Raw genomic sequence first — 20,080 nt, forward strand, 5'->3', positions numbered from 1 at the left:
ACTGAGCCCCCGCCGCCGCCCGTGACCCGGTCGGCCGTACGCCCGGCCCCCGGCGGGGTGAGCCGGGGCCACCGGGCCGCCGTCAGGCCGCGGCGCTCCCCCGTCCCGCCTCCGCGGCGGCCAGCCGGCCGAGGTAGGCCGCGATGGCACGGGGCCCCGAGCGCGGGGCGACGGCCTCGACGTCGGGGTTGTAGTTCGTGTTCGTGTTGACGTCGTAGGTGACGACGCGCCCGTCGACGGTCTCGATCGACTCGATGCCCGCGACGGTCGTGCCCGTCGCGGCGAGGAAGCGGCGGTAGGCGTCGAGCTGGGGCGGCTCGTAGCCCTCGCGGAGGCTGAACAGGGGCGCCTGGCCGGGCAGCGCGCAGGCGTCCGCCGGGCAGAGCTCGAAGCCCTGCGCCGTCGAGACGCGGACCGAGTAGACGTGCTCGCCGTCGACGAGCTCCGTGCGCGTCACGACGGGCTCGGCGGCCACGAGCAGCTCCTGCAGCAGCCAGATGCCGTTGGCCGGCGCGTCGAGCTCGCCGCCGTCGACCGCCGCGCGCAGCTCCTCGACGTCGTCGAAGCGGCGGACGCCGAGGCCCTTGCCGCCCTGGTCGTGCTTGGTGATGAAGGGCCCGCCGCCCGCCGCGGCGACGAAGCGCTCGGCGGCCGCGACGAGGCGGTGCTCGCCGACGACGGCGGTGGTGCGGGGGACGTCGACCCCGGCGGCCCGCAGCGCGGCGTGCTGGGCGACCTTGCTCATCTCCAGCTCCAGCACGGAGCGGCCGTTGACGACGGTGCGCCCGTGCCCCTCGAGCCACGACAGCACGGCGCGGGTCTGCTCCTTCGCGAGGACGTGGCCCCGGGTGTGCGCCGACGCGCTCATCCGCGACCAGAAGACGCCCTCGGGCGGCTCGGCGTCGAGGTCGAGGCCCGCGTCGCCGGTGTCGCCCGTGAGCAGCCACTGCTCGACGGGGACGCCCTCCGCCGCGAACGCGGCCTCGAAGGGGGGCCACCACTCCGGGTTCTCGTGCAGCGCGTAGACGGTCACCCCTGCGTGAGCGCCCCGGGGCCCCCGCTGCTTCCCGCCGGCGCGCCCCGGCCGGGACCGCCGGCGGCGGCGAGCATCTCGGCCACCTCGACGATCTTCACCCGGGGCCGCCCCGCCGCCGCCCCGGCCGCGAGCTCGGCGGCGTCGACCGCGCGCCAGCCGTCGAGGTCGACGACGTGCAGCCCGCCCTCGCGCAGCCGTGCGACGAGGTCGAGCGGGTCGCCGGACGGGGCGGCCGCGGCCGGCTCGGCCGCCAGGTCGGCGAGGAGGCTCGCGACCGTCGCGCGCGCCTCCTTCCGGGTGTGCCCGATGAGGCCGACGGGTCCCGTGCGCAGCCACCCGGTGACGTAGAGGCCCGGCACCCGCTCGCCGTCGGCGGTGAGGACGCGCCCGCCGTCGTCGGGGACGACGCCGCGCGCCTCGTCGAACGGCGCGCCCGGCACGGGCCGGCTGCGGTACCCGACGGCGCGGTAGACGGCCTGGACGGGGAGGTCCTCGGTGACGCCCGCCGCCCCGACGTGCGCGCGGCGCGTCCGCAGGCCGGTGACGCGGCCGACGTCGCGGCCGAGCACCTCCACGGGCACGCGCGAGAAGTGCAGGTGCACCCGCCGGGGCGCCCCGGTGACGCCGCGGGCGGCCAGCTCCTCGAGGGTGGCGACGACCTGGCGGGCCCGCCGGTCGTGCTCGAGGTGCTCCACGCCGTCCGGCGTCAGCACGAGGTCCGCCGGGTCGACGACGACGTCCACGCCCGGCACGGAGCCGAGCTCGCGCAGCTCGAGCGGCGAGAAGCGCGCGTGCTCGGGGCCGCGGCGGCCGACGACGTGGACGTCGGTCAGCGCCGACGCCGCGAGCCCCGCGTGGACGGCGACGGGCACCTCGGTGGCGAGGAGGTCCTCGGCGGGCCGCGCGAGGACCCGGGCGACGTCGAGGGCCACGTTGCCGACGCCGAGCACCGCGACCTCGCGGGCCGACAGGTCCCACGTGCGCGGGGCGTCGGGGTGCCCCTGGTACCAGGCGACGACCTCGCTCGCGCCCCACGAGCCGGGCAGGTCCGCCCCCGGCAGGTCGAGCGGCGCGTCCGTGCTGGCGCCGGTGGCGAGCACGACGGCGTCGTAGGCGGCGCGCAGCTCGTCGAGCGAGACGTCGCGGCCCACCTCGACGCCCGCGACGAGGCGCACGCGGGGGTGGTCGAGGACCTCGACGAGGGTCGACGTCACGGCCTTCATGTCGGCGTGGTCGGGCGAGACCCCGTAGCGGACGAGGCCGAAGGGCACCGGCAGGCGCTCGAGGACGTCGACGCGGACGTCCTCGCCCGCCGCCACGAGCGCACCTGCCGTGTGGACGCCCGCCGGGCCGCTGCCGACGACGGCCACGCGCAGCCGTCCGGGGCCTCGGTCGGCGGGGGGCGGGACCGAGGGGCCGCCCGCCGCGGCGGGAGGCGCGTCGTCGCGGCTCACCCGGTGATCGTGCCCCGCGCGGGGGCCGCCGCGCCAGGGGCACGGGTGGTCGCCGGCGGACCGTAGGGTCGCGCGGTGAGCACGTCGGGGACCGGAGGGCTGCGCGCGTACGCCGAGGTCCTCGGCACCGGGGCGGCGTCCCGCCCCTTCCTCGCCGCGGTCGTCGCGCGGCTGCCGATCGCCATGGCGCCGCTGGGGATGATCCTGCTCGTCGAGGAGGTCTACGGCCGCTACGCGCTCGCCGGTCTCGTCGCCGGCGCGTACGCCGTCGGCGTCGGCGTCGGCTCGCCGGTGTGGGGGCGCGGGTACGACCGGCTCGGCCAGAGCCGGGTCATCGCCCCGACCGTCGTCGTCAGCGCGACGACGCTCGTGGTGCTCGCCCTGTCCGCCGCCCGGGACGCCCCCTTCCCCCTCGTCGTCGTGCTGGCCCTCCTCGCCGGCGCGACCGCGCCGCCCATCAGCTCGGCGATGCGCATGTCGTGGCGTGCGGTCCTGCCCCGGCACCGGTGGCGCACGGGCTACGCGCTCGACGCGTCCGCGGTCGAGTTCGTCTTCGTCGGCGGGCCCGTCGTCCTCGCGCTCGCCGAGACCCGGATGCCGCTCGGCGGCCCGCTCCTGCTGACGGCCGCGCTGCACCTCACCGGCGGGCTGGCCTACGCGGCGTCGGGGCCCGCCCGCCTGCGGCCGCAGGACGCCCCGCCGCTCGACGGCCCGGAGGCCGTCCTCGCCGACGCGCTGGCCGACGACGACCGCGCCGAGGCCGTCGAGGCCCGGCCGGCGGTCGCGACGGCCGGCCGCGTCCTCACCGGCCCGGTGGTCGCCGTCCTGCTCGTCGGTCTCGTCATGGCGCTGTCGTTCGGCTTCGTCGACACCTCGCTCGTCGCCACGGCCCGGGAGCTCCTCGGCGACGAGGGGCGCCTCGCCGTCCTCTTCGCCGCCATCGCCGGCGGCAGCGTCGTCGGCGGCCTCACCTACGGGGCGCTGCCCGGCTCGCCGACGGAGCGGCGGCGGGTGCCCGTCCTGCTGACGGGCTTCGGCACCGGCCTGCTCGTGCTCGCGCTGCTGCTCGGACGGGACGGCGGCGTGCCGCTCCCCCTCGTCCTCGTGGTGCTCTTCGTCACCGGGCTCTTCATCGCGCCCGGGCTCATCCTCCAGCAGGGGCTCGTCGACGGGCTGGCGCCGGAGGGCCGCCGCGGCGAGAGCCAGGCGTGGCTGTCGACGGCGACGACCGCGGGCGGCGCCGGCGGCACCGCCGTGGCCGGGCTGCTCGTCGACGTCGGCGGCCCGCCCCTCGCGCTGGGCGCCGGGGCCGTGGCCGTCTACGCCGCCGTGGTGCTCGGCGTCCTCGTCCAGCCGGCGTGGGCGCGGGGGCTGCGGCACGTCGCGTCCGCCCGTCAGGGCGTCTGACCCGGCGGGACGACGTCCGGGAGGATGCCCGCCGTGGCCCCCGACCCTGACGAGCGACCGGACGACCAGCTCGGCCTCGAGGTGGACGGGGACGGCGGGGAGGACCTGCCGGACTTCCTGCGCCGCCTCGCCGGCCTCGTCGAGGCGGAGCAGACGGCGGGCCGCCTCGTCCCCGGCGCGGCGGTCGAGCTGCACCTCGCCCAGCTCGGCGGGCACGGCGAGCGCACGTGGCGGGCCATGGCGTCCTGGTACCGCGACGGCCGCGGCGAGGAGGCGCGCTTCGACCCCCCGATCCCCGTGCAGGGCGCGCCCGAGCTGGTGCGGCGGTGGCTCGCGGACCTGCCACCGGGAGCACCGGCGATCGACGAGGTGCGGTGGGCCCTCGCGCTGTCGTCGCAGGACCGGTTCGGCCAGGACTGGCCCGCGGTCCTGCGGGAGCACGACGCCGCGGGGCTGACCGGCCTGTCGTGGCTCGGCGGGCCCGCGCGCTCGCCGCTCGACCGCTGGCCGCGCCGGGCCGACGGACGGCCGCTCGCCCACCTCGTCACCGTGGACCTGGAGGACGTCGAGGGGTGGCGCGAGGACGGCTGGCGCTTCCCCGGCGACGGCGACGACCCCGTCCGGCTGCCCACGACCGGCGTCCTGGAGGTCTTCCACGACCTCGAGAGCCGCGGCGACGACGCGGCCGAGGGCCCGGCGGGCGCGTGGCTCGTCCGGTGGGTGCCGGAGCCGGTGCCCGGCCTCGTCGAGCCGCCCGAGGACGTGGGCACCCCGACGGACGTCCTCGCCGTCGTCCACCCGCTGCCGACCTTCTCGCTCCCCGCGGCCGTCGACGGCCTCGGCCGGCTCGGCCCCTTCGAGGGCGCGGAGGAGGCGGAGCGTCAGTACCGCGAGGTGTGGGCCTACCACCGGACCGGCTCGCTCGAGGGCACCGACGTCCCCGTGAGCCGGCTGTACGGGCACCCGCAGGAGGGGCGCGGCGCCGCCGACCGCGTCCTCCCGCGGGTGCTCCCGCTGGAGGAGCCCGGCGACGCCCACGTCCTCGTCCTCGAGGTCGAGGGGTGGACGGCCCTGGCCGGCTGGTTCGGCGACGGGGGCGTCGTCGAGGTGTGGGCGCGCGCCTCGGACATCCGCCGTGGCGAGCTCGGCCGGGCGTGGTGCCTGCTGCGGCTCGGCTGAGCCGGCCGCGGCCTCGTGCGGGTCCCGCCCCATCCACCGGCGCGGCGGCTGCGAAGCGGTCCACACGGTGGCTCTCCGCGGGGGTGCGGCGGGCGTGCGAGGAGGACCCATGGCGATCAGCGGCCGCCCCTGCCGGGCGACGGAGGTCTCCGAGGACGTCGACGCGCAGGTCGTCGAGGACTGCCGCCGCGAGGACGTGCGGTCCCTGCGGCGCATCGTCGACGGGTGCGCGGTGCTCGCGGGGCTCGACGAGGAGGCGCGCGACGTCGTCGTCCTCCTCACCAGCGAGGTGGTGACCAACGCCGTCGTGCACGGCGGCCCGCCGGCCCGCATGGCCGTCCGCGCGACCCACCGCCACGTCCACGTCGAGGTCGCCGACGCCGCGCCCGGCGTCCCGGTGGTCCGCGCGCCCGACGAGGCCCGCGCCCACGGCCGCGGCATGGCCCTCGTCGACGACCTCGCCAGCGCCTGGGGCGTCGTCGCCGGGACGGGCGCCGGGCACCCCGAGGGGAAGACGGTGTGGTTCCACGTCGCGCGCGCCGGCGCCGGCTGCTCGGGCGGGCACGGGACGACGCCGCGCTGAGGCGGCGCCGTCGTCCGGCCCGACGAGCGCTCGAGGCCCTAGCAGTCGTCGACCTGCTGCGGCATCACGCCGAGCCGCTCGGCGACGTCGACCAGCGCGGCGAGGTGCTCGGGGGGCAACGGCGCGAGGACGTGGGTGCGGACCGCGTCGACGTGCCCGGGGGCCGCGGACTCGACGACGTCCCAGCCGTCCTGCGTCAGCTCCGCCACGGTGAAGCGTCCGTCGGAGGGGTCGGGCGAGCGGCGGACCAGGCCGCGGCCCTCGAGCTTCCGCACGACGTTGGACAGCCGCGTCAGCGAGCCGCTGGACCGGCGCGCCAGCGCGCTCATCCGGGCGCTCCGGCCGGGCGTCATCGACAGGGAGCTGAGGACGGAGTACTCGAAGAGGCTCAGGCCGGAGTCGCGCTGCAGCTGGGCGTCCAGCGGTCCCGGGAGCAGGGAGGCCAGGCCGAAGACGGCCTTCCACGCCTCCTGCTGCTCCTCGGTGAGCCAGCCCCCCGTCGGAGCCGCCGCGCCGGCCGCGCTCCCGGCTCGCTGCGGCGTCGCGGGGGCCGGGGTGCCGACGTCCCCGCCCTGCCTGCCGGTGTCGTGGTCCACGGCCCGACGGTAGTCCGCGGTCGGCCGACGATGACTTCACGCGTGTAGTGAGTGTTACTATCACTACAACCCTGAAGTCATCGAGCGAGGAGACCTCCCGTGAGCCTGTTCCGCCTGGACGCCAGCATCCGTGTCGACGGCTCCGCCAGCCGCGAGCTGGCCGACGCCGTCGAGTCCGAGTGGGTGACGACCCACCCCGGGGACGCCGTCGTGCGCCGTCACGTGGGGACCGAGCCCCTCCCGGCCACGGCGTGGGGCGAGGCCGTCGCCGGCACCATGACGCCGGAGGACGCGCGCACGCCCGAGCAGCGCGGGGCGCTCGCGCTGGCCGCCGACCTGGTGGACGAGCTGCGCGCCGCCGACGCCGTTCTGCTCGCCGTGCCGCTGTACAACTACGGCGTCTCCCAGCACCTCAAGGCCTGGGTGGACCTGGTCGTCGCCGGCAGCAGCCCTGGCGCGCGTCTTCTCGAGGGGACGCCCGCCGTCCTGGCCACGGTCCGCGGCGGCAGCTACGGCGCCGGCACCCCGCGCGAGGGGTGGGACCACTCCACCGCCTACCTGCGGCGGGTCCTCGCCGACGTGTGGGGGGCGGACCTCACCGTCGTGGAGCGCGAGCTCACCCTCGTCGGCGTCAACCCGGCACTCGACGCCTTCACGGAGCAGGCCGGCGTCATGCACGCCGAGGCCCTGTCGGCCGCGCGCGAGGCCGGCCGCGCGCTGGGCGTCGTGCCCGTCGCCTGAGCGGTCGGGCCGCACGGTGCACGGCGCCGGTCGGGCGCCGGTCGGGCGCCGGTCGGGCGCCCGACCGGCAGCGCCCTAGGCCGAGCCGAGCGGCCACCGCACCCAGGGAGACGTGTGGGCCTCACGCGTGACACAGCTGCCGGCGGGGATGTCGAGGACCCCGCGGAGCGTGTGGTCGGCCTCCACCAGGTGCTCGCGGTGGGCCAGGACCGGGACCGAGTCGTCCGTCACGTCGCCGTCGAGGAGCTGCCAGCCCCCGTCGGCCTCGTGCCACACCTTCGTGACGGCCGCGCCGTCGAGGACCGACCGCGTCGTGAGCACGAGGTCGTGCTCACGGTCGGCCGCGAGCGGGGAGGGCGGCACCTCGGGGCACGGCAGGGCGAGCAGGGCGACCGGGACCTCGCCGCGCAGGCCCTGCACGTCGGGCGGGTTGGCGTACCCGGGGTGCCAGGGGAAGCGGCCGGTCGAGTCGGTCCAGATCACCTGGAGCGTCGGCCGGTCGCCGTAGAGCATCTCCACGACGCCGAGCTCGTGGTCGTCCTCGGCCTCGACGAGCACGACCGGGTGCGGCTCGTCGTCGGCCTCGCCGGCGTCGAGGACGCTGCCCGCCCGGAGGACCTCGCCGGCGTGCACCCGGCCGCCCAGCTGGTTGAGCAGCCAGATCGCCGACGAGGACGGCAGTCCCGTGAGCATCAGCTCCGGGTGGTCGCGGGCGGAGAGCCCGACGGTGTACGCGACGACCCGGTCCTCGCCCTCGTCGTCGTCCATGACGCAGCGCACCGCGTGCCCGTAACGGTCGACCACCGCGCGCAGCTCGTCGAGCTCGCGCTGCCGGCGGCGCTTCACCGGTGGCGGTGGGGGGACGGAGCCGTCATGCCCGCATCCTCGTGGTCCCGCGCCTACCGTGCACGGACGTCCGTCACCGGCCGCGACCGCTGGTCGTCAGCCGTACCGGCGGGCGACCATGCCCCGTGACCGCTTCGCTCGGCGCCGTCGTCCTCGGCACCCCCGACCCGCGAGGGCTGGCCGCCTTCTACGCCGGGCTCCTCGGCTGGCGGGTCGTCAGCGCCGACCCGGACTGGGTCCGGCTGGCCGACCCGGAGCGGGAGCGGCCGGGGCTGAGCTTCCAGCGCGAGCCCGATGACGTCGCCCCGACCTGGCCGGCGCACGAGGGCGGGGTGCAGATGCAGGCGCACCTCGACGTCCTCGTGGACGACCTCGACGCCGAGGAGGCCCGCGCGACGGCGCTCGGCGCGGTGGTCGAGGCACACCAGCCGGCCCCGGGCGTCCGGGTCATGCGGGACCCCCACGGGCACCTCTTCTGCCTCTTCCAGCCCGGCTCCTGACCGGGCCGACGACGAGGGTCGAGCACCGCGAGGCCTCCCCCACGACGACGGCCCCCGCACCGGGCTCGGTGCGGGGGCCGTCGTCGGGCGCCACGACGTCAGGCGGAGAGCGCCGGGTAGTCCGTGTAGCCGCGCGCGTCCGTCCCGTAGAAGGTCGAGCCGTCGGGCTCGTTCTCCGGGGCGCCGAGGCGCCAGCGCTCGACGAGGTCGGGGTTGGCGATGGCGGCGCGCCCGACGGCGACGGCGTCGGCCGCGCCGGAGGCCACCAGCTGCTCGGCGTCCTCGCGCGTCGTCGGCGCGGCGAAGCCGCTGTTGGCGACGAGCGGCCCGCCGAAGCGCTCGCGCAGCTCGGCCACGAGCGGGTCGGCGAGGTCCGCGCGCAGGACGCTGAGGTAGGCGAGACCGAGCGGCGCGAGGCCCTCGACGAGGGCGCGGTAGGTCGCCGCGACGTCCTCGGGGTCGTCCTCGGCGACGCCCTGCACGCCGTGCGCCGGGGAGATGCGGATGCCGACGCGGCCGGCGCCGATCTCCGCGGCCACCGCGGTGGCGACCTCGACCCCGAGGCGCGCACGCGCCTGCGGGCTGCCGCCGTAGGCGTCGGTGCGCTGGTTCGTCGTCGGCGCGAGGAACTCGTGGAGCAGGTAGCCGTTGGCGCTGTGCAGCTCGACGCCGTCGAGCCCGGCGTCGACGGCGCGGCGGGCCGCGGCGACGTGGTCGGCGACGACCTGCTGCACCTCCTCGGTGGTGAGGGCGTGCGGGGTCGGGTACGGCTTCTTGCCGTCGGCCGTGTGCGCCTCGCCCTCGAGCCGGACGGCGCTCGGCGCCACGATCCGGTCGGTCCCCGTGATGTCGGTGTGGGACACCCGGCCACCGTGCATGACCTGCATGACGAGGAGGCCGCCCCGCGCGTGGACGGCGTCGGCGACGCGGCGCCAGCCGGCGGCCTGCTCGTCGGTGACGATGCCGGGCTGGCCCGGGTACGAGCGGCTCTCCGCGGTCGGGTACGTGCCCTCGGTGATGATGAGGCCGAGGCCGGCGCGCTGGCCGTAGTGCTCGACGAGGAGGTCGTTCGGCACGCCCGAGGCGCCGGCGCGCGTGCGCGTCAGCGGCGCCATGACGACGCGGTTGCGCAGGGAGAGGTCGCCGAGGACCACGGGGTCGAAGAGCGACGGTCCGCCGTCGGGCGTGCCGGCCTCGCGCTCGACGGGGCGGTCCTGGGTGGTCTGGCTCACGGTGGTGCACCTTCCGACGTCGGTCGGGGCGCCGTCGGGCGCCCGCTGCGTCGAGACCAACCACGCACGGGCCGTCGGTGTTCCAGTGCTTGAGCACCGACGTCGGGCGCCCGGGACGCCCTGCCGCTCAGCCCGTCCGGAGCGCGTACCCGCGCTTGACGACCGTGCGGACGACGCCGTCGGGCAGGACGGCGCGGACCCGCGCGACGGCGACGTCGACGGCGTGGTCCCCCGCCGCCGACGGCAGCGCCGCCAGCAGCCGGGCCCGCGGCACGACGTCGCCGCCCGCGGCCGCGAGGCGCGCCAGGACGGCCAGGGGGCCGGGGGCCAGCTCGAGCGGCGTCCCGTCGAGCAGGGCCGCGCGGGCCCGGACGACGAGGCGGCCGGCCGGCGTCGTCACCGCCGCCCGGGGGTGCTCCTCGAGGTGGTCGGCGAGCACGCGCATCATCGCGCCGAGCCGCCAGCGGCCGGGCACGAGCGGCTCGACGCCGGCCGCGCGCAGCGGGGCCGCGGTGACGTCCCCGACGGCGCAGGCGACGACGCCGTCCTCGCCCTCGGCGCCGGGCGCCCCCGCGGCGAGCGCGGCCACGACCTCGTCGCGGAGCCCGCGGGCCTCCGCGGCGTCGAGCAGCGCCACGGCGGCCGGGGCGGCGGTGAAGGTGACGGCGTCGAGCGAGCGGGCCACGAGCGCGTCGACGAGGCGGTCGACGGCGGCCGGGTCGCGCGGCTCCCGCCAGTGGTACGGCGTGACGGTGCGGACCCTCGCGCCGGCGGTCACCAGCGGCTCGAGCTCCTCGACCCCTGCGGCGCCGTGCATCTGCACGAGCACGGAGCGGCCCTCGACGCCCTCGTCGACGAGGTGCTGCACGGCCTCGGCGGTCTGCTCGGTGGCCGCCGTCCACCGCTCCGGCAGGCCCGCGGCGCGCAGCGCCCCGCGCGCCTTGGGCCCGCGGGCCACGACGTACGCCGGGCGCAGCGCCGCGACGAGGTCGTCGGCGAGCCCGGCCGCGTCCGCCGACTCCACCCATGCGCGCAGCCCGATGCCCGTGGTGACGAGGAGGACGTCCGGCGGGTCCGCCAGCGCCTCGCGGGTGCCGGCGAGCAGCTCCTCGTCCTCGGTGACGGGGACGATGCGCATCGTCGGCGCGTGCAGCACCTGAGCGCCGCGGCGGGTGAAGGTGCCGATGAGCTCCTCGGACCGGCGGTCGCTCGTGATGCCGATCGTCACGCCGACGAGCTGCGTGCGGTCGAGCTCGCGCCCGGGCGCGGCGGCGGCCTCGGCGGGCGCGGCGTCCGGCGGCGTGGTGGTGGGCTGGCTCATCGGTCCTCCGGACTCGTCGGGGCTCGGCGCGGGCCGGCTCGGCGGGCGGGTGCCAGTGTGCCGCGTGCCGGGCGCGGTCCGACCTCCCGCCGACGAGCCGGGGCAGGGACCGACCTCGCGCGCCGCCCCTCAGCCGCCCAGCCGGACCAGCACCCGCCCGTCGACCACCTCGGCGGCGTGCGCGGCCACGTCCTCCTGGCCGGAGCAGGAGCGGCCGGTCCGCAGCTCCCACACGGCGAGGTGCAACGGGCAGACGACGACGCGGTCGTCGACCTGGCCGTCGGCCAGCGGTCCCCCGGCGTGCGGGCACACGGCGTCGAGCGCGGAGAGCCGGTCGTCGGCGTGCCGGAAGACCGCCACCTGGCGTCCGGCGACGACGACGGCGCGTCCCTCCCCCACCGCGAAGTCGGTGAGGGGGCCGACGTCGACGGCGAGGTGCCCCGGTGCGGCGGCGACGCCCGCGAGCGCGCTCACGCGGCACCGCCCGCCGGGCCCGCGGCGGCGGCCGCGAGGTCGCTGCCGATGTCGGCGACGCTCGTGCCGCCCGGGGCGCCCGCGGCCCGCCGGGGCACGAGCGGCAGCGGGACGAGCGGCAGCGCGGTGCGGAACTGCCCGGGCGTCACCGGCTCCCGGCCCTCCTGCCACGGGTCGCGGTAGGCGGCGACGGCCTGCTCCAGGTCCGCGTCGAGGCCGGCCACGAGGCCGCCGGCGTCCTCGAGGAGCACCTTCTGCAAGCGATCGAGCCCCATCCGCGGCACGAAGTCGTAGGTCCGCTCGAGCCAGTTGCCCCACTCGCGGTAGAGCTGGACGAAGCGCCCGACGACGGTGATGACCTCCTCGGCCGACCCCACCGTCGCGAGCAGGTCGCCCTTGCGGACGCTCGCGCCCGCGGCGCCGCCGACGTAGACCTCCCAGCGGCCCTTGCCGACGGCCACGACGCCGACGTCCTTGACGTACGCCTCGGCGCAGTTCCGCGGGCACCCGACGACCGCCATCTTGAGCTTGGCCGGCGTCTCGAGGCCCTGGAAGCGCGTCTCCAGGTCGATGCCGAGCTGCGTCGAGTCGTCGAGCCCGAACCGGCAGAAGTCGCTGCCGACGCACGTCTTCACCGTCCGCATGCTCTTGCCGTAGGCGTACCCCGACGGCATGCCCAGGTCCTCCCACACCTTCGGCAGGTCCTCCTTCCGCACGCCCAGGAGGTCGATGCGCTGCCCGCCGGTGACCTTGATCATCCCGACGTCGTACTTGTCGGCGACGTCGGCGATGCGCCGCAGCTCGTCGGCCGTCGTCACGCCGCCCTTCATCTGCGGGACGACGGAGAAGGTGCCGTCGCGCTGGATGTTGGCGTGGACGCGGTCGTTGACGAAGCGGCCGCCGCGCTCGTCCTCGAAGTCCTCCGGCCACAGCGTCCGCAGCAGCGACGTGAGGCCCATGGAGCTCTTCGCGTCGGGCTCGCCGCCGGGGGCGAGCGCGGCGAAGACCGCCGACACCGAGAGCAGGCGCCGCTCGCGGATCTCCCGGACGAGCTCGTCCTTGCGCAGGGGCACGCCCGGCACGTACCAGTGCACCGACGGGTCCTCGGTGAGCGCGCCGTCCGCGGCCAGCTCGACGAGCCGGCCGACGACGCCCTTGCAGGTGCCGCAGCCCTTCCCGGCGCGGGTGGCGTCCATGACGCCCTTGACGCTCGTGCACCCGCCGGCCACCGCCCCGGTGATGGCGCCCTTGGTGACCTGGTTGCAGCTGCAGACCGGGGCGTCGTCGTCGAGGTCGGCGACGTCCCCCTCGCCCGCGCCCCCGCCGAGGTCGAGGAGCAGCTCGAGCCGCCGCTCGGGCAGCGGCAGGCCGCGCTCGAAGGCCTGCTGGAGCGCCGGCGTGCGGCTCACGTCGCCCAGCAGCGTGGCGCCGACGAGGACGCCGTCCCGCACGACGGCGGACAGGTGGACGCCGCGGGACGGCTCCGCGACGACGACGAGCTCGTCGCCCGGCAGCTCGGGCGCGGGCAGCCCCATGGCGGCGACGTCGACGCCGGCGACCTTGAGCTTCGTGCACGTCCGGGAGCCGCGGTACTCCGCCGTCGGGTCGGCGCCCGTGAGGACGTCGGCGAGGACGGTCGCCTGCTCCCACAGCGGCGCCACGAGGCCGTAGACGACGCCGCGGTGCTGGACGCACTCGCCGACGGCGTAGACGCCGTCCGTGGGCGACGCCCCCGCGACGGACGGCGCTCCGCCGCAGCGCATCCGGTCGTCGACGACGACGGCCCGGTCGACGTCGAGCCCGGCCGCCTCCGCGAGCCCCGTGTTGGGGGTGGTGCCCGCCGTCAGCACGACGACGTCGGCGGCGAGGTGGCTGCCGTCGGGCAGGACGACACCGGTGACCCGGTCGGTGCCGGTGACCGCCGACGCGCGCGTGCCCGTGAGGACCCGTACGCCGGTCCCCTCGACCGACGTCCGCAGGACCGCCCCGGCGGCGGCGTCGAGCTGCTGGTTCATGAGGTGCGCGGGCGAGTGCAGGACCGTGACGTCGAGACCCTGCCGGCGCAGGCCGTGCGCGGCCTCGAGCCCGAGCAGGCCGCCCCCGAGGACGACGGCGCGCTCGTGGGCGCGGGCCGCGTCGAGCAGCCCGCGGGTGTCGTCGAGGCCGCGGAAGCCGGTCACCCCGGGCAGGAGCGACCCGTCGGCCCGGCGGACGCCCTCCATCGGCGGGACGCGCGACGAGCTGCCCGTCGCGAGCACGAGGACGTCGTACGGGGTCACCGCGCCGGTCGCGTCGACGACCTCGCGCGCCGCCGTACGGACGCCGGTGACCCGGACGCCGCAGCGCAGGTCGATCCCGTTGTCGGCGTACCACTCCCGCGGGTTGAGGACGATGCCCTCCTCGTCGTCGTCCCCGGCGAGGACCCCGCTGAGCAGGATGCGGTTGTAGCTGCCGTACGGCTCGTCGCCGAAGACGGTGATGTCGAACATCTCGCCGCCGCCGCGCGCGAGCAGCTCCTCGAGGGTCCGGGCGCCGGCCATGCCGTTGCCGACGACGACGAGGCGCCGTCGCCCGCTCGTGCCGCCGCGTCGCGGGGCGGGGACCTCGGTGGTGCTCGGTGCCGTGGTCATCGGTCTCCTCGGGGACGGGCGCGGGAGGTACGCGGCCGGTGCGCCGAGCGCACCGATGCCGTGCCGCAGGACGCTAGGGACGGGGTGTTGCGCCGCCGTCGCGCGACGTAACCCGCAGGGCAACTCCGTCTCACAGCCGGTCACGCGCGCCGAGAGGTCCGGCGACACCGCGCCCGACGACCCCGCGGCGTCCGCGCTCCCGCATCGGCGTCGCGCATCCCCACGTCGCTGCCGATGACGAGCCGACGAGGCCCCTGCCGACCACTTCGGCAGCGAAGTGGGCACGACGGCGTCCCTCTGGACGACTTCGGCAGCGAAGTGGAACCCCGCAGGGCCGTCCCTCCTGACGTCGGAGGAGGGCGGCCGACGGGCGGCGCGCGGGGTGTGGCCGACGCCACGGGTGAGGATCCTCACGGCCGGCCGGGGCCGTGACGGCGTCCCGGGGCCCTCCCGCGTCCCTAGGGTCGCCGGTCGTGGCGGCCGCCCGGCCGCCGGACGAGGGAGGGGCACGGGTGCCGCACGCGGAGCACGGGCAGGCGCTGGAGGACTGGTCGCGACGGCTGGCCGTCGCGGAGGAGCTGGTGCCGCTCGTCGGCCGCCTGCACCGGGAGCACGGCGTCGTGCTGTCCGTCCACGGGCGCGGGCTGGCGGGGCTGTCCGCCGTCGGGCTCGTCAAGGCCCACCGCTACGGCCGGCACGCCGACGGCGTGCCGCTGCCGGTCGAGGACACCCTGGCTCTCCTCCGCCTGCTCGTGGCGCTGCGCCCGGGGCCCGGCTCGGTCGACGTCGGCGAGCTGCTGGCGGCCCACCGGGCGGCGGGCGGGGACCTCGAGGCGCTCGTCCGCGAGCAGCTCGCGGACGCGCTCGGCGCCGCCGCGGCCGAGCCGCGCGACGTCGTCCTCTTCGGCTTCGGCCGGATCGGCCGCCTCGTCGCGCGCATCCTCGTCGAGCACGCCGGCCCGGCGAGCCCTCTGCGGCTGCGCGCCGTCGTCCTGCGGCCCGCGGGCCCCGGCGACCTCGTCAAGCGGGCCAGCCTCCTGCGCCGCGACTCCGTCCACGGCCCCTTCCGCGGGACCATCACCGTCGACGAGGAGACGCAGACCGTCCTCGCCAACGGCACCCTGGTCCAGGTGCTGCGGGCGACCGACCCCGCGGCCGTCGACTACCGCGCGGCCGGCATCGACGACGCCCTCGTCGTCGACACCACCGGCCGGTGGCGCGACGAGGACGGCCTGCGGCAGCACCTGCGCAGCCCCGGGGCGGCGCGCGTCCTGCTGACGGCGCCCGGCAAGGGCCCCGTGCCCAACGTCGTCCACGGCATCAACGAGGCGGAGGTCGGCGACCACGACGTCGTCTCCGCGGCCTCGTGCACGACGAACGCCATCACCCCGGTCCTGCACGTCGTCCACGAGCGTTTCGGCGTCGCGCACGGCCACGTCGAGACCGTGCACTCCTTCACCAACGACCAGAACCTCATCGACAACGTCCACGGCGGCGCCCGCCGCGGCCGGGCCGCCACGCTCAACATGGTCATCACCGAGACGGGCGCGGCCCGCGCCGTCGCCAAGGCCCTGCCCTCGCTGGCGGGCCGGCTCACCGGCAGCGCCATCCGCGTCCCCACGCCGGACGTCTCCCTCGCCGTCCTCGCCCTCCGCCTCGAGCGCCCGACGACGACGGCCGAGCTCAACGACCACCTCCGCCGGACGTCGCTCGTCGGCCCGCTGCGCCGCCAGGTCGGCTACATCCACTCCCCCGAGGTCGTCTCCACCGACTTCCTCGGCTCGCACCAGGCGGGCGTCGTCGACGGCCTCGCCACGCAGGCCGACGGCCACGACGCCGTCCTCTACGTCTGGTACGACAACGAGTACGGCTACAGCCACCAGGTCGTGCGGGTGCTCGAGGAGATGGCAGGTCGGCCGCGCCCGCCGCGGGTTCCCACGTCTACTGCGGCTCTCTTCGGCGCTGACCAGGCTGGGTGACGCAGAGGACGGTGCCGTCATGCCTGGACGCCTCTCGGTCGATGGGTCCGGCATGGACATGCTTCTGCCGCTCGATCGCACCGCGGTCGACGATGCCCCGCCCGTCGTGGCCGACCAGCGCTGGCTGGCGAAGGCAGTCGAGGCCGTAGATCGCTGCGTCGACCGCTTGGTCGACGACTTCGTCACGCATCCGTTCCGTCACCGCGTCGAGCACTCTCTTCATGTCGCGCTCATGTCTGACCTCCTCGCACAGGAGGAGCTCTCAGGACTGTACGAGATGGCTGGCGGTCAGAAGACCCAACTGGTGCACAAGGAGTGGCCCGAGACGAGGAAGCGGCCCCTGAAGAAGGGGCGCGGAAATTTCGACATCGCCGTCCTGTCGCCCGAGGGCGTTGCCCAGACGACGACCGACCGCTTCCTGCAGGGCCGGATCGCGGCACCGATCGCTATCGAGATCGGGCTCAACTACCCGCTGAAGCATCTCAAAGACGACGACTGGAAGCTCGAGAACAGCGCCGTTCCTCATGCTTACCTGATCCACTTCTCGCACAGCCTGACGAAGCGCGATGTCGCGGTCGAGCAGTTCGTGGCCAGCAGCGCGAGCACAGGGACCGCCCAGTCGTTCTCTCGCTCAGCCTTCGCTCACCACGACCCGAAGAGTGGCGCGTCGCACCGCAAGCGCCTCGATGAGCACTCGGCCACGCCGATCCCGAACGCTTGACGACCTGGCACGGCAGCCGCACCACGTCAGCGGATCCCGCTCCGCGCGAAGCCCTGGACGAAGTACCGCTGGAAGACGAGGAACAGCAGCACCATCGGCGCGACGCTCATCAGCGCGAAGGCCATGGTCCCGCCGTAGTCCGCGCCGAACTGGCCCTGGAGGAACAGCAGGCCGATCGGCAGCGTGAAGAGCTCGTTGGACCGCAGCGCGATGAGCGGCCAGGCGAAGTCGTTCCAGCTCTGCAGCAGGGCCATGAAGAAGAGGACCGCCACGAGGGGCCGGCACAGCGGCAGCACCACCTGGAGGAAGACGCGCAGGTGGCCGGCGCCGTCGATCTGCGCCGCCTCGAGCAGCTCGCGCGGCACCGACAGGAAGAACTGCCGGGCGAGGAAGATGCCGAAGGCCGACGCCGCGCTCGGGAGGATGACCGCCCAGTAGCTGCCGTAGATCCCCATCTCGGTGACGAGCCGGAAGAGGGCGACCATCGTCACCTGCACGGGGAGCATGAGCGTCGCCAGCGCCAGCAGGAAGACCACGCCGGACCCGCGGAACCGCAGCTGCGCGAAAGCGTAGCCCGCGAGCAGGTTGCAGACGACGGTGATGACCGACGCGACGAGCGCGATGGCGACCGAGTTGCCGAACCACGTGACGACCGGGAAGGCCTCGAGCACCCGCCGGAAATTCTCGAGCGTCAGCTCGCGGGGCCACAGCCTCAGCGTCCCGCCGAGCAGCTCGGCCCGCGTCGACAGCGCGACGACGACCATCCAGTACAGCGGCGCGAGGACGACGAGCGCCACGAGCGTCGCCGCCGCCGTCCGGAGGACGACGAGGCGCCGGTCGCGACGCCGACGGGCGGCGCCCGGGACGGCACGGGCGGCCCGGCGGTCGGTGCCCACGGCGCTCACTCGGTCACGTCCCGGGTCCGGCTGGTGCGCCAGTGGACGGCGGTCACCGCCAGCGTGAGCAGGAGCAGCACGACGCCGATGGCGGCCGCGTAGCCCTGGTCGCGGGTGACGAAGCCGTTCTCGTAGGCGTAGGTCACGAGGACCGACGTCGCGTCCTGCGGCCCGCCCCCGGTCATGACGAAGACGACGTCGAAGACCTGGAACGAGTAGATGACGTTCATGATCATGAGGAAGAACGACGCCGGCCCGACCATGGGCACGGTGATGTGCCGGAAGCGCTGCCACGCGTTCGCGCCGTCGAGGGTGGCCGCCTCGTAGAGGTGGGCGCCGACCCCCTGCAGCGCCGCGAGGTACACGAGCATGTTGAAGCCGACGCGCCACCACAGCGTCACGAGGACGACGGACGCGAAGGCCGCCGGCCCGCCCGACTGCCACGGCACGTCCGGCAGGCCGACCGCCCGGAGCAGCCCGTCGAGCACCCCGCTGTTCTCGTCGAAGACGAGGACGCCGATGAGCGCCGTCGCGACGCCCGAGACGGCCATCGGCAGGATGAGGACGGAGCGGAAGAGCCCGCGCGCCGGCAGCGCGCCGTCGAGGAGGACGGCGGCGCCGAGCCCCAGCCCCATGGCCAGGGGCGTGACGAGCGCGGTGTACAGCGTCGTGTTGACGACGGCGCGCCAGAAGCGGCCGTCCTCGGCGAGGCGGACGTAGTTGTCCGCGCCGACGAAGACGCCCGTGCCGAAGCCGTCGGTCGCCTGGAGGCTGATCCACAGCGCCCACAGCAGGGGCACGGCGACGAAGAGGACGAGCAGGACGAGGTTCGGCGCGAGGAAGCCGTACGCCGCGAGCGACTCCCCGCGGCGGCCCGCCCGTGCGCGGCGCGGGCGCAGCGACGCGTCCGGCGGCCCCGCCGGGCGGTCGCCGACCGCCGTCACCTCGGGGGCGACGGGCTGCGTCACCGTCGCCCCCCGCGGTGGCGGGCCACCGGGCGGGTCACCGGACGGCGGCCGCGATGCCGTCGGACATCGCGGTGATCGTCGTCTCGACGTCCTGGCCGCCGACGAAGGCGCCCTCGAGCGCGTCCTGCAGCACCGTGATGATCGAGGCCATGTCCGGGGACGCCACCTGCCCGGAGTCCTCGGGGAGGACGACGCCGGCCTGGCCGACGAAGACCGGCGACAGCTCCGGCCGCACGGCGAACTCGATGCCCTGCTCGACGAGGTCGGTGCGGGTCGGCAGGAGGGACGCGCCGGCGCAGAACTCGCGCATCGACTCCTCCTCCGTCACCGAGGCGAGGAACGCCGCCGCGAGCTCGGCGCGCGGCGTCCCCGCCGTCGCGACGAGCGCGTTGCCGCCGAAGTCGCTGCCGCCACGCACCTTCCGCGGGGCGTACGTGGCCGTCCACTCGAAGTCGAGGGTCGCCTCGGCGTCGGGGACGAGGAAGGCGCCGCCCCAGACCATGGCGACGGTCTGCGCGTACCAGGAGTCGCTCGAGTAGGTGGCCGACTGGACCGAGCTGTTGGGCGGCACCCACCCCTGCGCGAAGAAGGACTGCGTGAAGGCGACGGCCTCGCGCGCGGCGGCGGAGTCGATCGCCGGGCCGGACAGGTCCTCCGTGAGGAAGCGGCCGTCGGCCTGGAAGAGCCAGCTGAGCCAGCGGGTCACGCCGTTGCCCTGCCAGTTGACGGCGAACGGGTACTGCTCGGCCGGCAGCGAGCCGCGCAGCGTCGTCGCGACCTCCGCCAGCTGGTCCCACGTCCACGCCTCCTCCGGCGAGGCGGGGAGCTCGGTGATGCCCGCGGCGCCCAGCAGCTCCGTGTTGACGAGGATCGCCGACGTGTCGGTGTGGTGCGGCACGCCGTAGGGGGCGCCGTCGCTCTGCACCGCGGCCCAGGCCTGCGGGGTGAAGCGGTCGGCGAAGCCGTCCTCGAGGTACGGCGAGAGGTCGAGCAGCTGGCCGCGGCCTGCGTAGCTGCCGAAGGTGTAGTACGGGACGCGGAAGACGTCGGGCGGGTTGCCGGCCTGGATCTGCGCGTCGACGTTGGAGAACATCTGCTCGTAGGGCACGACGTCGAGCGCGACCCGCGCACCGCTGGACCCCTCGAAGCGCGCCACGGCGGCCCGCAGGCCCGCGAGCTCGCTGTCGGTGCCCCACGTCGTCACGGTCAGGGTGTCGGTGTCCCCTCCCGCCGCGTCGTCGTCGCCGGACGAGGTGGAGAAGCCGCCGCAGCCGCCGAGGAAGGTCGGGAGCGCCAGCGCGCCCGCCGCCCCGAGGAGCCGTCGCCGCGTGAGGTCCATGTGTCGCTCCTGCCCTGGTGCCGGGCGAGCCGGCGAGCCGACGGCAGGCCCGGGTTCAGGGGGCCCTGGGGCGCGTGACCGCGCCCGCCGCGGCAGACCGTAGCCCCCGGCGCCGACGGCGGCGGCCCGGGCGCCCGCAGGAGCGGGAGCCCGGGCCGCACGAGCCGGACGCGGAGGT

18 protein-coding genes are annotated in these 20,080 nt (G+C 76.3%); 7 read left to right on the forward strand and 11 right to left on the reverse strand.

All coding sequences use genetic code 11. The features are described from left to right. Positions 1-82: 82 nt before the first annotated feature. Complete coding sequence (locus tag EDC03_RS09710; protein WP_123379999.1) at positions 83-1,033, reverse strand: ATP-grasp domain-containing protein; 951 nt, start codon at positions 1,031-1,033, stop codon at positions 83-85. Beyond that, entirely contained in the window at positions 1,030-2,490 is a 1,461-nt protein-coding gene (locus tag EDC03_RS09715) for an FAD-dependent oxidoreductase (RefSeq protein WP_241967127.1), read from the reverse strand. The genes EDC03_RS09710 and EDC03_RS09715 overlap by 4 nt, the downstream gene beginning before the upstream one ends. 75 nt (positions 2,491-2,565) lie before the next feature. Between EDC03_RS09715 and EDC03_RS09720 the strand changes: the two genes are divergently transcribed. From EDC03_RS09720 to EDC03_RS09730, 3 genes are all read left to right on the forward strand, one after another. Continuing rightward, positions 2,566-3,897, forward strand: coding sequence for an MFS transporter (locus EDC03_RS09720; protein ID WP_123380000.1), 1,332 nt, complete (start codon positions 2,566-2,568; stop codon positions 3,895-3,897). Positions 3,898-3,930: 33 nt separating this feature from the next. Continuing rightward, positions 3,931-5,076: a DUF1963 domain-containing protein gene (locus tag EDC03_RS09725; RefSeq protein ID WP_158674258.1), complete on the forward strand. Its 1,146-nt coding sequence runs from the start codon at positions 3,931-3,933 to the stop codon at positions 5,074-5,076. 109 nt (positions 5,077-5,185) lie between these two features. Continuing rightward, positions 5,186-5,659, forward strand: coding sequence for an ATP-binding protein (locus tag EDC03_RS09730; RefSeq protein ID WP_123380002.1), 474 nt, complete (start codon positions 5,186-5,188; stop codon positions 5,657-5,659). Positions 5,660-5,697: 38 nt separating this feature from the next. Here the strand turns inward: EDC03_RS09730 and EDC03_RS09735 are convergent, their stop codons facing one another. Next, positions 5,698-6,255, reverse strand: a complete 558-nt coding sequence (locus tag EDC03_RS09735; RefSeq protein ID WP_123380003.1) for a MarR family winged helix-turn-helix transcriptional regulator — start codon at positions 6,253-6,255, stop codon at positions 5,698-5,700. Between the two features lie 99 nt (positions 6,256-6,354). Here EDC03_RS09735 and EDC03_RS09740 point away from each other — a divergent pair, with 99 nt between their 5' ends. Then, positions 6,355-6,996, forward strand: a complete 642-nt coding sequence (locus EDC03_RS09740; RefSeq protein WP_123380004.1) for an FMN-dependent NADH-azoreductase — start codon at positions 6,355-6,357, stop codon at positions 6,994-6,996. A 75-nt stretch (positions 6,997-7,071) separates the two neighbouring features. Here EDC03_RS09740 and EDC03_RS09745 read toward each other — a convergent pair whose 3' ends face one another. Beyond that, a complete protein-coding gene (locus EDC03_RS09745) occupies positions 7,072-7,842 on the reverse strand; it encodes a DUF4262 domain-containing protein (RefSeq protein ID WP_123380005.1) in 771 nt (256 codons plus the stop codon). Between the two features lie 125 nt (positions 7,843-7,967). Between EDC03_RS09745 and EDC03_RS09750 the strand changes: the two genes are divergently transcribed. Continuing rightward, entirely contained in the window at positions 7,968-8,342 is a 375-nt protein-coding gene (locus tag EDC03_RS09750; protein ID WP_123380006.1) for a VOC family protein, read from the forward strand. 98 nt (positions 8,343-8,440) lie between these two features. Here the strand turns inward: EDC03_RS09750 and EDC03_RS09755 are convergent, their stop codons facing one another. From EDC03_RS09755 to nirB, 4 genes are all read right to left on the reverse strand, one after another. Beyond that, positions 8,441-9,574, reverse strand: a complete 1,134-nt coding sequence (locus tag EDC03_RS09755) for an alkene reductase (protein ID WP_123380007.1) — start codon at positions 9,572-9,574, stop codon at positions 8,441-8,443. Between the two features lie 127 nt (positions 9,575-9,701). Next, complete coding sequence (locus tag EDC03_RS09760; protein ID WP_123380008.1) at positions 9,702-10,895, reverse strand: uroporphyrinogen-III synthase; 1,194 nt, start codon at positions 10,893-10,895, stop codon at positions 9,702-9,704. A 129-nt stretch (positions 10,896-11,024) separates the two neighbouring features. Further along, the gene (locus EDC03_RS09765; RefSeq protein WP_123380009.1) at positions 11,025-11,369 is read right to left on the reverse strand and encodes a Rieske (2Fe-2S) protein; all 345 of its coding nucleotides are present in this window, start codon (positions 11,367-11,369) and stop codon (positions 11,025-11,027) included. Further along, positions 11,366-13,999, reverse strand: a complete 2,634-nt coding sequence (gene nirB, locus EDC03_RS09770; protein WP_123380010.1) for a nitrite reductase large subunit NirB — start codon at positions 13,997-13,999, stop codon at positions 11,366-11,368. Before nirB ends, EDC03_RS09765 begins: the two co-directional genes overlap by 4 nt. Positions 14,000-14,511: 512 nt before the next feature. Here nirB and EDC03_RS09775 point away from each other — a divergent pair. After that, a complete protein-coding gene (locus EDC03_RS09775) occupies positions 14,512-15,978 on the forward strand; it encodes a glyceraldehyde-3-phosphate dehydrogenase (RefSeq protein ID WP_422393817.1) in 1,467 nt (488 codons plus the stop codon). 19 nt (positions 15,979-15,997) lie between these two features. After that, positions 15,998-16,699, forward strand: coding sequence for a hypothetical protein (locus EDC03_RS09780; protein WP_123380011.1), 702 nt, complete (start codon positions 15,998-16,000; stop codon positions 16,697-16,699). Between the two features lie 26 nt (positions 16,700-16,725). On the opposite strand, the gene EDC03_RS09785 is transcribed toward EDC03_RS09780, so the two are convergent. From EDC03_RS09785 to EDC03_RS09795, 3 genes are read right to left on the reverse strand one after another with little or no spacing between them, the layout of a single operon-like run. Then, complete coding sequence (locus tag EDC03_RS09785; RefSeq protein WP_199720105.1) at positions 16,726-17,604, reverse strand: carbohydrate ABC transporter permease; 879 nt, start codon at positions 17,602-17,604, stop codon at positions 16,726-16,728. Then, complete coding sequence (locus EDC03_RS09790; RefSeq protein WP_199720106.1) at positions 17,601-18,563, reverse strand: carbohydrate ABC transporter permease; 963 nt, start codon at positions 18,561-18,563, stop codon at positions 17,601-17,603. The genes EDC03_RS09785 and EDC03_RS09790 overlap by 4 nt, the downstream gene beginning before the upstream one ends. Positions 18,564-18,597: 34 nt before the next feature. Next, positions 18,598-19,902: an ABC transporter substrate-binding protein gene (locus EDC03_RS09795; RefSeq protein ID WP_199720107.1), complete on the reverse strand. Its 1,305-nt coding sequence runs from the start codon at positions 19,900-19,902 to the stop codon at positions 18,598-18,600. Between the last annotated feature and the right edge of the window lie 178 nt (positions 19,903-20,080).

The sequence above is a fragment of the Pseudokineococcus lusitanus genome, from assembly GCF_003751265.1.
Classification (GTDB): domain Bacteria; phylum Actinomycetota; class Actinomycetes; order Actinomycetales; family Quadrisphaeraceae; genus Pseudokineococcus; species Pseudokineococcus lusitanus.

Excerpts from the sequence above, each read along its gene's own strand:
- EDC03_RS09730 (WP_123380002.1), top strand. The coding sequence starts at position 5,186 with ATGGCGATCAGCGGCCGCCCCTGCCGGGCGACGGAGGTCTCCGAGGAC.
- nirB (WP_123380010.1), bottom strand. The coding sequence starts at position 13,999 with ATGACCACGGCACCGAGCACCACCGAGGTCCCCGCCCCGCGACGCGGC.
- EDC03_RS09760 (WP_123380008.1), bottom strand. The coding sequence starts at position 10,895 with ATGAGCCAGCCCACCACCACGCCGCCGGACGCCGCGCCCGCCGAGGCC.
- EDC03_RS09780 (WP_123380011.1), top strand. The coding sequence starts at position 15,998 with ATGCCTGGACGCCTCTCGGTCGATGGGTCCGGCATGGACATGCTTCTG.
- EDC03_RS09795 (WP_199720107.1), bottom strand. The coding sequence starts at position 19,902 with ATGGACCTCACGCGGCGACGGCTCCTCGGGGCGGCGGGCGCGCTGGCG.